Source organism: Polyangiaceae bacterium, assembly GCA_016715885.1.
GTDB lineage: Bacteria > Myxococcota_A > Polyangia > Polyangiales > Polyangiaceae > Polyangium.
On record JADJXL010000015.1, the window covers coordinates 764,680 to 776,984 of the forward strand.

The window sequence follows — 12,305 nt, forward strand, 5'->3', positions numbered from 1 at the left end:
AATCCAGCGGCATCCTACTTCACTTGCCGTTCGGTTAGACAAGATTTTCTTCCGCTCGACGGTGATGGTGCTACGATGCGCGCATGAGCCACGCCGACGTCGCCAGAATACTCGCACTGTCCGTCGAAGAACGCCTGCGCTTGATCGAGCTCATCTGGGAAAGTCTCAACGCGAATTCCGCAGAGATACCCTTGAGTGATGCGCATCTCGAAATTCTCGCCGAACGTATGGCCGAGCACGAACGGGATCCCGATGATGTCATTACCCATGAAGAACTGCTTACCATGGTGCGTCGTCGACGATGACTCTCGTTTATCGAAAACGTGTAGGTGACGAAGTAAGCGCAATTTACGAATGGTACGAAAGTCAACGTCAGGGACTTGGTGAAGAATTCATTGCAGACTTCGATGCTGTCGTTGCCATGATTGTGGAATTTCCACAATCATTTACTCGCGTCAACGAGAAGGTTCGACGTGCGAATTTTAAACGATTTCCCTACAGTGTGTTTTACCAAGTAGAATCAAAGCGAATCGTCGTGCTTTCCGTTATTCATCAATCGCGCGATTCGCACATTTGGCCGCTCCCGCGCAAGCGTACTCGATAGCCTTCCGCCAACGCATGCTTCTCCGTCGCTTTTCCACCTGTTTCCTCCTCGCATTGTGCACCTGCGCTGCGCCAAAACCGTCACGCGTCGACGAGATTGCACCAGCACCCACGGTCTCTGCCAACCCCGCAGCGCCTGAATCCGCATCTGCGTCTGCGTCCGCCGCTCCGCCGCCTCCACCAAGCGTCGATGCGTATCCGGATCCGCCACCACCGAATCCGCCCATTACACTTGCTACCGGCGGAAAACGCGCGATACGCGGCGAAGCTGGGCTCGTCACCACCGTCGAAGCAAACGCGACGCGCATCGGTGCCGATGTTTTGCGACGCGGCGGCAACGCGATCGATGCAGCCGTCGCCGTCGCATACGCTCTTGCGGTCACGCATCCGAGCGCTGGGAACATTGGCGGCGGCGGGCTTTTGCTCGTACGGCTCGCAAACGGCGAAGCGCATGTCGTCGATTTTCGCGAGACTGCACCGGCGCTCGGAGCGACCACCGAAAAGGTCCTCGCAATGCTCGACCGCGATGGTGGCATAGGCCTGCGTTCGGCCGGAGTTCCAGGGACCGTGGCGGGTTTGTCGTTGGCACTCGAACGATTCGGTACGATGAAATTGGCCGATCTCGTGGCGCCTGCGATTGGTCTTGCGCAAAAAGGTTTCAAGCTGGGCTCGAGACAGGCGCTCACGGTGGCGTGGAATTGGGAGAAACTGAAACACGATCCGGCGGCTCGAGTCATATGGGGGCGCGGAAAAAAACCGCTCGGTGAAGGTGAAATCGTGCGCCAAAAAGATTTGGCCCGCACATTGTCGCTCATTGCTGAACAAGGTCCAAAAGCGTTTTACGAAGGAAGCATTGCGCAAACGATCGATGCGGCCATGCAAAAAGGTGGCGGATACATCGCGGCGAAAGACCTGGCCGATTACCGCGCCAAACTTCGCAAACCGCTGCGGTTTTCTTACCGCGGTTTTACCGTGGACACGGCTCCACCTCCGTCGATGGGAGGCATTGCATTCGCGCTCATCATGCGCACGCTCGAGCGAACGCGCGCGCACGAACATTCACCGGGGTCGGCGGATTCCATTCATTTGTTCGTCGAAGCATCCAGGCGCGCTTACGCCGAAAGACGCCTCGTGGGCGTCGATCCCGAATTTGGCCCGGCGGATCTCGAAAGTCGGCTGGCCGCATTTCTTTCGGGCGCGCACCTGGCCTCGAGAAAACCAGCCATCGATCCCGCTCACGCAACGCCTTCGGCGGATATTGCCGTGGCCGCCGAGGAAAGTCGAGAATCGCCGGAAACGACGCACTTTTCCATCGTCGATGCAAAAGGTAATGCGGTTTCTTGCACCTATACATTGTCTGCCGGTTTTGGATCGAAGGTGGTCATTCCCAAAACGGGCATTTTGCTCGGCAATGCACTCGGTGGTTTTTCCAAGGACGGTGTCAATGTCGTCGCGCCGGGTAAGCGTATGGCCACGTCCATGACACCCACGGTCGTCACCCAGAATGGTCGCCTCGTCCTGGTGCTCGGTTCACCTGGCGGCGATACCATTCCGAATACGGTCGCACAGGTCATGCGAAACCTGGTCGATTGGGGCATGACCATCGACGAGGCCATTGGCGCGGGGCGCGTGCATCACCAATTCATGCCGGACAAACTTCGTATCGAAAAGCAGCGCTCGCTCCCGAAAAGCGTTCTCGCTGAATTGGTCAAACGTGGACACACCATCGAACCGAGCGGGTTGACACAGGGAGATGCCAACGATATCCTGGTCGATGCAGCGACGGGCATTGCGTATGGGTATGCCGATCCGCGAGAAGGGGGCGCTGCGGAAGGCATCCAAAAATCGGAAATGGCAAGAGCCGGTAATTAGCGCAATGAGCGCGGGACGTATTCGTCCACGCCTGGGTCGGTTTCATCCCGCTTTTGCCGCACGATGACCACGGGGCATGGCGCATTTCGTGCAATACGGTCCGCCAAGGGCCCTCCAAACCAGCGCTCGAGGCGGGTGGGCGGGTGACCTGCCACCACGATGAGGTCGGCATCGATTTCCGATGCGAGCTGCACAATGGCTTTGTCGGGCCGCCCGTCGCGATAATGCATTGCCATGAGGCGTGCCTCGCCGCCCGCGGAACGATGTTCGAGGATCTTGAGCGGGGGTGGGGACGTCGGCCGGTCTTCGGCTCGCATAGTCGAAACGCGCGGCGTTGCCACGTCTTTGATTCCCGGCGAAAGACCCCGAGCGCCGATCACCACGGCGTGAATTTCAGTTTCCCCACCGCGCAAATCGGCCAAGTCAAAAGCAAAACGCCACGCACGCCCGCCTGGCTCCGAAAGATCGAGCGCAACGAGGACGATATAGGGCGTGGAACGTTTTTTGATTTCGGGTTCGCGCGAGACGCTTGAGTGAGTCGTGGCAGCCGGGTCGGGCTCTACCATGAACGGAGCGGGTGCGACCATTATCTTCCAATGTTTCGATCGCGTCGCGCGGCCGCAAGGTCTAAAAAACGATTCGGTTGCCGATTGTTGGATTCGGGAAAATGCCGAGCGCTCGTCCGAATTCAGCCGTTAGGGGCGAACGAGCAAGCAGACTCGATCGATGCCAATATCAGAATTGGCCTTGCACCATGACCGAACCGGGACCGATGAATACGGACGGTGGCGGAACATCGAATACTTGCGAGGTTTGTTTTGGTACTTTCTTCGCGCCCTTGACGGCCATGATGATGCCGCCCGTCGTCATGCCAGCGCCAAGCAAGAAGACCGCAGCGCCAGGTCCGAAGCCGCCGAAGGCCCCCACGGGGAGGCTGCAAAGGGTCGTGATTCCGCCGACGGAGGACAGGACGATTCCACCTGCCATCAACCCCTTGCTCTTGCGAACCATGACGGGTTTCGTGTCGGAACCATTTTGCATGATAATGGTGTTTCCGGACGAACCATTCCCTGCATCCGGCGGGGCGGCGGGAATACCGGTTGCATCGATCGTCACCTCGTCGGACGCTTTTTCTTTTACGTCGACCTTTTTTTCGCGAAGCACCGATGTTCCGCGGCGCAGAGTAACGACGTGAGCTCCAGGATCGACGGGGAGGGGGACGCCGAACATGGCCGATTCGAGCATCAGGTCGTCCCGGTATACCGCGAGTCCCTGGACGGGTCCCGTTACTTTGACCGTCAACTTGGGTACGCGGGGATCGAGCTCTTTTTGGCGACGTATCGCGAGGTCCATGCGGGGTTTGTCGTTTTCGCGTTTTGCTTGATCGCGAGCTTCACCCCATTCCGCCCACGCACGCGCGAGCTTGCCTTCTTTTTCATAACAATCGGCCAGATTCAGCTTGGTGCCCGTGGCTGGATCGAGCTTGTAACTCGCCGCGAATTTGGGACAAGCTTCGGCATACTTTTTTTGATCCATCAACGTCTTACCCGCTTGAAACAATGCCTCAGCGGTAGCGTCGTCAGCCATTGCGGGTCTCGTGGTGGTGGACATCACCGCGCCGGCAATGGCAACTGAGAGCATTGGCGCCCAAAATCGTCGCGTGGATTTACTTGCGGCCAGACATGAGGTCGTCATCGCTAGGCTTCTTCGTCGTTTGGGATCCCGTGGGGATCGATTTGCTTGTCGTGCTCGTAGTCCGAATCGCGGGAATGGCAGTCGCCGTGGCGGTGGGCACAGCGGTCGCCACGGCGCTCGTCGTGGGCGCGGGCGTTTCGCTGGCAACCGGTGCCGACACTTCCGGCAGGGCGGTGGCGACGGTTGGAGTTTCCTGAGGTTTCTGCATTGCCGACGGCAACGGCAATGGCGGTGGTTCGGGAGCAGCGGTCGCTTGGCCCGTTCCATTGCTCCGCATACCGAAAAACGCCGCAATGCCCACTAGACCAACGATGACGATAGCCGCCGCAGCCAATGCAGCAAGCTTGCTTCCGGACGTACCCTTGGGCGGATTGGTTTGTCCTAGTGGAACCGTCGATGTTTCCGACGCGAGCATCGTCGAGCCCATTGCAGCCGTCGCGTGCGCGAGCATGGCTCCACCCGCCGGCGTAATCGAAATAGGCGCGGCCGGTGTCGTGAGCAGCGGTGCACCACTTTGCGCAGCGACCGCTGGAATCGGCGCTCCCACGAGCGTTTGCGGCGCTTTCCCTTCAGCGGCCTGCGCCTTCTGAAGAATCTCGGTCACGTCGACGGCGAGTTGCGGACCTTCCGCGATGCCAAGCGCTGCAGCAAGCTCGGTGATCGCCTCGCCCGCCGAACGAAACCGCTGCGTATGATCACGCTGGCAACAGCGCAAGAACCACGCATCGAACGCAGGACCGAACGTGCTGCCTCGCTCACTGGGCGCAGGAATCGGGTCGACGACGATCTGCACGATGAGGTCCGACAACGTCTCCGCTTGCCAGTAGTCGCCACCGAGCAACAGTCGCGCGGCGATGAGCCCGAGTGCCCACACATCCGTATGAGGTCCAATCAAATGTGCATGCGCTCGTGCTTGCTCGGGTGCCATGTAGAGCGGCGTGCCGAACACCGCACCCGTCTTCGTCTTCGACTGGCTCACGCCACTCGTTGCTGCGCTACCCGTGATCTTCGCGATGCCGAAGTCGAGCAGCTTGATGCACGGCGTGCCGTCTTCGCGCACCGTGAGGAAGATGTTTTCAGGCTTGAGATCGCGGTGCACGATCCCGATGCCGTGCGCTTTGTCGAGCGCTCGCGCGGTTTGTCGCAGGTAGAGCACCACTTCTTTGGGGTGCAACTTGTGCCGAGCTTCGGTTTCCGCTCCGAGGTCGCGGCCGCGCAGAAATTCCATCACGAGAAACGGCGCTCCACCAAGCTCGGGAGCAACGTCGGCGTCCGTCACGCGTACGATGTGATCGCTGTCGATCCGCGCCGGCGCACGAGCTTCGGTGCGAAATCGCTCGATCGTCGTCGGATCCATCGCCACTTGCGTGTGCAACACTTTGAGCGCCAAGCGTTCGTCCGTGTGGACGTGTTGCACGAGAAAAACGGCCCCCACGCCGCCTTCTCCAAGCTGTTTGACGATGCGATACCGACCGGCGATGACCATCCCCGGCGTGATCATGTCGGTGCTCATGGACGACCTTTGAAAAAGGACCCGTCGAGAATAGCACGATCCACCGAGAGGTTGAGTTTCCTGCGCACGTCGAAAGAAGGCTTTTGCCATCTTGACGATGGCCATCTCATCACCCAGCCTTCGCCGCGCATGATCCCGCGATACACTCCGCAGGCTTTCGCAACGCTCTGGGCGCCCCAAACACGTTACGCAGTGTGGCTCGACGTGGAGCTCGCTGCGTGTGAGTCGTTGGAGGCGGCAGGCAAAGTACCCACCGGCACTGCTCGCTCGATCCGTGACAAGAACCTAAAGCTCGATCCGGAGCGCATCGAAGAGATCGAACGGACGGTCAAGCACGATGTCATCGCGTTTCTCACGCACGTCGAGGAGCTCGCGGGGCCCGACGCGCGATGGCTGCACCTCGGCATGACCTCGAGCGACGTGCTCGACACGAGCCTTGCCGTGCTGCTCGTCAGAAGTGCCGATCTCTTGCTCGAGCGTCTCGACAAACTCGTCGAAGCTTTCGTCAAACGAGCGAGCGAACATCGACGCACGCCGATGATCGGGCGAAGTCACGGCATGCATGCCGAACCGATCACGTTCGGTCTTGCGCTCGCGGGGCATCTTGCGGAGATGAAGCGGGGTCGCGTGCGCCTGCGTGCTGCACGCGAAGAAATCGCGGTCGGAAAAATTGCAGGCGCGGTCGGAACGTACGCGCACTTGTCGCCGGAAATCGAAGAACGAGCGCTCGCATCGCTGGGCCTTCGTCCAGAGACCGTTTCAACTCAAATTGTTTCTCGAGACAGACACGCCGCGTTTTTCTCGGCACTTGCGGTCATTGCAGCGGGCATTGAAAGGTTTGCGACGAACGTTCGTCATTGGCAGCGCACGGAAGTCGCCGAAGCCGAAGAGAGTTTTACTGCGGGGCAAAAGGGTTCGAGCGCCATGCCACACAAGCGCAATCCCATATTGAGCGAAAACTTGTGCGGGCTTGCGCGCATGGTGCGAGCGGCGGTGATTCCGGCGCTCGAAGACGTGGCGCTTTGGCACGAGCGGGACATTTCGCATTCGTCGGTCGAGCGTATGATTGCGCCGGACGCAACGACGACGCTGGGTTTCATGCTCGAACGGACGACGTCGCTCGTGAATGGGCTCGTGGTGCGCGAAGAGGCATTGCGGAAAAACCTGGAGCGATCGGGCGGGCTATTCTTCAGCGAAGGTATCTTGTTGGCGCTCGTGGAAACCGGTTTGGCAAGGCAAGAAGCGTACGTTTTGGTGCAGCGTAATGCAATGCAGGCGTTATCGGGAGCGGGGACGTTTCGGGACTTGTTGGCGAGCGATCCGGATATTCAGAAGCGGCTGAGCAAAGAGCGGATCGATCAATGTTTCGATTTGGATCATGCGCTGTCGCATGTGGATGGGATTGTGGAGAGGGCGACTTCAGCAGAATAAAGTTGGACTACGGGTTTCCGAAACCGCGGCGAACCAGACAAATCCGGGAGGGCTGTTGCTGCTCGCCCGTTCGTTGGTGACACGTTGCCGTTGCCGGTGTATGCTTACCTCATGTCAACCAAGCTACCCAAGACGGAAAGGGGATTGAGGGTCGCACTGGAACGTCTGGCCAAGCTCCCCGATTCACCGCGCGTAACGGACCTTTATTACATCATAAATGTTGATGGCTATGGCGAAGAGTACCTCAAAGTTTACGCCATCCTCGACGATCGAGATGCCGACCCCGTGCCGCCTTTTGTGAAGCTTGCTCGCATCGAAGAAGTGATTCGTCAGGCGCTGAAGAAATACGTCGGGTACTGGGTCTCCATTAGCTTCCGCTCGCAGTCTGAACAGAGGCGTGAAATGAAGCGGCGAGATGCAATCGTGAAGCCGAACCAAGTTTCGGCTGCTTGAGGCGATCAATGGCGAGAATGGTCAAGCGCATGCCGCTGCATGAGCAACTTCTTGTGCAAGCAGAACATTTGGTTACGAAGGACAAGAATCCGAACCCGCCAAGAGCAAGTTTGCGGCGGGCCGTATCCACGGCGTATTATGCGCTGTTTCACCTATTGGTTTACGCGTCTGCATCCTGTTTGGCTGGTGGCTCCGAGCGCAAGAAGCTCCGCAATCTTTTGTCGCGTGCATTTGAACATGCTGAAATGAAATCCGTGTGCACGGCATTTAAAAGCGGCACGTTGAACGCTAATGTTGCAAACAATTACGGTCCTGTTTCGGTGCCGCGGGACCTCAAACATGTTGCGGAAGCATTTTGCTTACTTCAAGAAGGACGCCATTTGGCTGACTACGCAGTTCACCAACGCTTCACTCGCACAGAAGCAATTGTTGAAGTGAATCGGGCAAAGAATGCATTTCAAGCGTGGGATCGTGTTCGTAAAGATCCCGTGGCTAGGCTGTTCTTGACGTGCTTGCTGATTCAGAAGAAGGTCCAGGGCCGATAATTGCACCAAAACAAATTGGCCGCTCAGACATCCGCGAACTCTTTGTCGAGCTGGTCTGGGTCAAAGCTGATGACGGCTACACCCATGCGGCCCAGCTCGTCCATGAATGCCAGCTTCCCCAAACCTGCAATGTCTGCCGCTTGCCCAATGGACACGCGTTTGAGCTCAAATAATTTTACCGCCAGCACCAGGCGCAGCTCCCGCTCGAGCTCGGCTACTGAATGCCCGGAAGCGAGCTGCATATCCTCAAAATGCGGAATGGGCAGCAAATGCATCGAATCCTCCCTCGCTGTGATCGCAGTAGCTTAGCACGAATTGTCTACGCTGGAAGCCGTCGATCAGGCAAAACGTGACCGTCGTGGACGCATGTCAGCACTGGCATTATCACCCATACCTCCCATAATACCCATCCCACCGCCGGATCTCCTCCAATAGCGGTTTTCCCATTTCCGTCGGACGCCCATTTCCCAGCACCACGTCCGCGCCTTCCGCATTGATTTGTCGTATGCGCGCAAATCGCGCCAAAAATGCCGGGTTCTGCGAAAGAGGATGCCCCGATTCGATCATGCGCTCGTAAAGGCGCGCCACTGGCAAAAACGCGTGCACCGCGAGCAGCACGCCATGGAGAGGTCGCGGATCCGGACGCACGGGCGACGTGTACAGCGGCGAAAATGCATTTTCGAGGACGTCATCCAGCTCGAAAAGCGCATTGATTTTGTTGTGCGAAAATTCGTGAATCAATGCTTCCGTCATCGTCATGAGGTGTGGGTGCAGGCTCATGTAAATCGTCCCAATCGCCTCTTGGTACGACGCCGAAAGATGTTTTTCCTCGTCGTATCCCACGGGAACGATCTGCTGCACGAACAAATCCATTTCCCGACGCAAATCCGGCAAAAACGTCTCCACGAGTTTCAGTGCGTCTCGTAAAACCGTCGTCCACTCGTCGACGGTTTTCCCTCCAAGTTCGATGGCATTACCCTGTTTGTCCGGGTGCGCCTCGAACATGGCCAGCGGATTGTTGTCCGAAAGCGCCAAAACGATGTCGCCTTCAATGTCGTGGTAAGGTTTTGCCACGCGCACGCTGCCATGATGTGCCGCGAATCCAGCAGGTTTGTCCGCAAGCTCGCCGAGCCGCAGCTCGACCGCATCCGACGACAGCTTCACGGTCAGCTTGCCATTTGCGCATGCAATCGATTGCGGCGCTTCGGTCATCGAAACGACCACGCGTCCGCCCAGGGACACGAGGCGCTGCGGAGGGCGATGTTGCCGTAGGGGTGTTTCGAGCGCCCCGACGCGCGCCAGCTCGAAATACACGAGCCCCACGAGCTCACTCGCCAACGCTTCGGATGGCTGGTGTCGCAATGCGCGCACGAGCGTCGCAATCGGTGTGCGCCGCAAAAGGCTCGGCAATGCGCCCGGATGCTTGGTCGCCAGCGCGCGACACAAAGCGTGGAAGTTTGCGAGGTCCGTGCGCATTTCGGGCGAAATCGCAAAACCTCGCCCAACGGTAGGCAATTCCGAGATGAGACGCGTAATGGCACCCGATAGGATGCCCCGTGCGGTGACCGACCCGGATTCGGGAATCGTCAAATCACGCGCCGGAGCGATTCGACGTGCAGCAGGATGCGGGTTTGGCACGTCGAACCCTCCTGGGCATCACTCCGACGGAAGTGCGGCAATGGGAGAACGATGCCTTTCCGCCGACATTTCCGTCATGAAAATGGGCGGGCAATGCAGCGCCATGATGTTCGGGTCCGGAGGCGCCGTCTGCTTGGCCATACGCAGCGCTTCGTCCATCGTCCGCGCCGTTTCCCAGCCGAGGAGCTGCGGAATGTATTCGTTGTCCGCGCCCACCACGATCATTCGACCGAGGTGCTGGCGCCCCGCTTCGCCCCAGTACCACATGAAGAACGGGTGCGTCGGGTGATACGAATTCCCATAGCGGTACATCTCGATGTATGCCGGGTTTTTCGCAAACTTGGGCTCCCATTCCTTGTGCAGCTCCATCGCGTCGCGCGTGTGCGGCAAGAGGCGATGCACGAATTCGATGTACGGCGCATGATGGTCGTTGTCGAATAGGTCGGTGCACGGATGCAAAATGATCATCGTGCCGCCTTTCTTGACCATCGGGACGCCCTTGTAGAGATTGAACAAGTAACCGTTCGCCATGACCTGCACGAGCAGCGGATTGAGGAACGAATTGACGTTGTACGGGCTGATGTACGGAATGCCCGTAATCAAAATATCCGCTTGGCCAACGACGGGAACCAGGTATTGCTCGTAGCTGCGCTTCAGCGTGTGCTCGTGGACGGCTTCCGTTTCTCCAGCGAATACGCCCGTGACGCCGAACGGCGACGGAACACGCTGAAAAATGGCTTGGCGGGCCGGTTGCGGCAATGTGTCGAGCGAAAACCGCAAAGCTCGCAATGCGTTTTTCTCGGTACGCGTGAGGTCGTCTTCGTTTTTCGCCAAAAACTCGAGCGGCGTGTCGAACATGCGGTTGTTGACCGTCGTCTCGATGGTGAACACATTGAGCTTTTTGTTGGTGAGCCTGCCCATGCGCACGACGCTCGTATTCAGCTCGGACGAGCTCGGGTCCATGTACGAATGGCAGTTTCGCATCACGCGCGGATTGTGGTGCGCGCGCAAGCTCCGATAACCGCAAAGCCCGACGGCGACGGATTTGTGTCCGCCGTCCATGGGCACGAGATTCAGGTTCACGTAAATGATGAGGTCGCTTTCGACCGCTCGCCGATTGAGCTCCACCTCTTCGCCAAAGTCGGTCGTACCGAGGTACTTCATGTTGGCGAGGTTTTCGGCGTCGTGGTTGTAAAGCTTCTTCGGCCAGAAGGCCTTGAAGATCTTGTCCCCGACCATGTGCCGCACCTCGAAATCCTTCATGCGGCGATGCACGCTCGTGGCAATGATGATTTCAATGTCGTCGACACCGTAATCGGCGAGCAAATCGAGCACGATCGTGAGCACGCGTTCGCGAATGTCCGGGCGTCTCATGGGCGGCAGCGGCAGCGAAATGTCGTCCACTGCAATCGTGACCTTCATGCCCGGTCTGAGCTTTGCGTAAAGCGGCTCGGAATTGTACGGATGATTGATCGCGTAACGAATGGCCGCGTCGACGTCTTTCAGCGGCTTGAGGGGCGGCTTGGGATAGATGACGCGCGTGCCCGTCGGCAAGTCGACCTCGACGAGCTTATCGCCCGAAAAGAGGACGCGGGGTGCGCTGCGACTGTCGATCGTGACGACACTGGGATGGCTCATGTGATTCTCGTATTCGGCGTCCGGGTGAAAGCGGGCTTCAAGCGACGTTGATGATGGGCCAGTGATATGCGCTTGCGAGAAGCTGCAGCTTGCGGTCGGGGTTCACCGCCGCGGGATGACCGACGATGCTGAGCATCGGGACGTCGGAGTAACTGTCGGAATAAGCAAAGCACTCGTCGAGGTCGTGGCCGCGACTGCGCGCGTGCTCGCGAATGAGCCGCGCTTTTTCCGGTCCCGCAACGACGGGACGCAAGAGTTTGCCCGTGGCGTGGCGATCCTTGATCTCGAGCTTGTTCGCAATCACGTCGGTCGCGCCGAGATGCTTTGCAAGCAGTTGCATCAAGAAGTCGAGCGCTCCGGAAACGATCACGACGTCATGACCCTTGTCGAGGCTCGTTTGCACGAGGTCTCGAGCACCAGGGTAGATGTTCGGTTTGATGACGCGATCGAAGGTTTCGTCCGCCAAACCCACGAGTCGGTCTTCACTCATGCCGCCGTACGACGTGAAGAGAAGCTCGTTGAAGATGCGCCGATCACGCGTCTCGGCCCATGCCATCCACGGTGCTTTGAGGAGTGCCGTACCGAGTTTCGCCATGCTGTGCAGAGGCGTGTTCTGGTGCAGGACGTAATAAAGCGTGGGGTGGACGAGGTTGGTGCGGATCAGCGTGCCGTCCACGTCGAAGTAGCTCGCCGCCATTTCCGTCCCGGAATCCCCTTTGCGAGGCTGTTCGTCAAGCACAAGCTGACGCGAAATGACATTCGCGCTGCATGAATGCGCTGCATTGGTACGGTCGATGAGCGGATTCGGGTTGCGAAGGAAAGCGTTGACAAGCGTCGAGACTTCGTGGGTGGCGCAGGTCGACGCGATTGAGCGCGTTTGACAAACGGGAACATGCTTGCACCACCAAACACGAAGC

Annotated in this window: 13 protein-coding genes; 6 read left to right on the top strand and 7 right to left on the bottom strand. The window is 58.5% G+C overall.

The genetic code is table 11. The features are described 5' to 3' along the window. Positions 1–83: 83 nt before the first annotated feature. Genes IPM54_16620 through ggt form a run of 3 tightly spaced genes read left to right on the top strand, consistent with a single transcriptional unit; the run spans position 84 to position 2,475 of the window. A complete protein-coding gene (locus IPM54_16620; protein ID MBK9261415.1) occupies positions 84–305 on the top strand; it encodes an addiction module protein in 222 nt (73 codons plus the stop codon). Continuing rightward, the gene (locus IPM54_16625) at positions 302–604 is read left to right on the top strand and encodes a type II toxin-antitoxin system RelE/ParE family toxin (GenBank protein MBK9261416.1); all 303 of its coding nucleotides are present in this window, start codon (positions 302–304) and stop codon (positions 602–604) included. The genes IPM54_16620 and IPM54_16625 overlap by 4 nt, the downstream gene beginning before the upstream one ends. A 14-nt stretch (positions 605–618) precedes the next feature. Beyond that, positions 619–2,475 carry a gamma-glutamyltransferase gene (gene ggt / locus IPM54_16630; protein MBK9261417.1) on the top strand — a complete coding sequence of 619 codons (1,857 nt, stop codon included), beginning with the start codon at positions 619–621 and terminating at the stop codon, positions 2,473–2,475. Here ggt and IPM54_16635 read toward each other — a convergent pair. From IPM54_16635 to IPM54_16645, 3 genes are all read right to left on the bottom strand, one after another. Beyond that, a complete protein-coding gene (locus IPM54_16635) occupies positions 2,472–3,062 on the bottom strand; it encodes a universal stress protein (protein ID MBK9261418.1) in 591 nt (196 codons plus the stop codon). The genes ggt and IPM54_16635 overlap by 4 nt on opposite strands. Before the next feature lie 148 nt (positions 3,063–3,210). Continuing rightward, a complete protein-coding gene (locus IPM54_16640; GenBank protein ID MBK9261419.1) occupies positions 3,211–4,062 on the bottom strand; it encodes a hypothetical protein in 852 nt (283 codons plus the stop codon). A 79-nt stretch (positions 4,063–4,141) separates the two neighbouring features. Continuing rightward, a complete protein-coding gene (locus IPM54_16645) occupies positions 4,142–5,683 on the bottom strand; it encodes a protein kinase (GenBank protein ID MBK9261420.1) in 1,542 nt (513 codons plus the stop codon). Positions 5,684–5,812: 129 nt separating this feature from the next. On the opposite strand from IPM54_16645, the gene IPM54_16650 reads away from it, so the two are divergent. The 3 genes from IPM54_16650 to IPM54_16660 all read left to right on the top strand — a co-directional run bounded on the left by IPM54_16650 (position 5,813) and on the right by IPM54_16660 (position 8,112). Next, positions 5,813–7,114, top strand: coding sequence for an adenylosuccinate lyase (locus IPM54_16650; protein MBK9261421.1), 1,302 nt, complete (start codon positions 5,813–5,815; stop codon positions 7,112–7,114). A 111-nt stretch (positions 7,115–7,225) separates the two neighbouring features. Continuing rightward, positions 7,226–7,567: a hypothetical protein gene (locus tag IPM54_16655; GenBank protein MBK9261422.1), complete on the top strand. Its 342-nt coding sequence runs from the start codon at positions 7,226–7,228 to the stop codon at positions 7,565–7,567. Between the two features lie 8 nt (positions 7,568–7,575). After that, positions 7,576–8,112, top strand: coding sequence for a hypothetical protein (locus IPM54_16660; GenBank protein MBK9261423.1), 537 nt, complete (start codon positions 7,576–7,578; stop codon positions 8,110–8,112). A 23-nt stretch (positions 8,113–8,135) separates the two neighbouring features. Here the strand turns inward: IPM54_16660 and IPM54_16665 are convergent, their stop codons facing one another. From IPM54_16665 to IPM54_16680, 4 genes are all read right to left on the bottom strand, one after another. After that, complete coding sequence (locus IPM54_16665) at positions 8,136–8,354, bottom strand: UPF0175 family protein (protein ID MBK9261424.1); 219 nt, start codon at positions 8,352–8,354, stop codon at positions 8,136–8,138. A 142-nt stretch (positions 8,355–8,496) separates the two neighbouring features. Continuing rightward, a complete protein-coding gene (locus IPM54_16670; protein ID MBK9261425.1) occupies positions 8,497–9,750 on the bottom strand; it encodes a hypothetical protein in 1,254 nt (417 codons plus the stop codon). 18 nt (positions 9,751–9,768) lie between these two features. Continuing rightward, a complete protein-coding gene (locus tag IPM54_16675; protein ID MBK9261426.1) occupies positions 9,769–11,388 on the bottom strand; it encodes a DUF2088 domain-containing protein in 1,620 nt (539 codons plus the stop codon). Positions 11,389–11,425: 37 nt separating this feature from the next. Next, positions 11,426–12,085, bottom strand: coding sequence for an HAD family hydrolase (locus IPM54_16680; GenBank protein ID MBK9261427.1), 660 nt, complete (start codon positions 12,083–12,085; stop codon positions 11,426–11,428). Between the last annotated feature and the right edge of the window lie 220 nt (positions 12,086–12,305).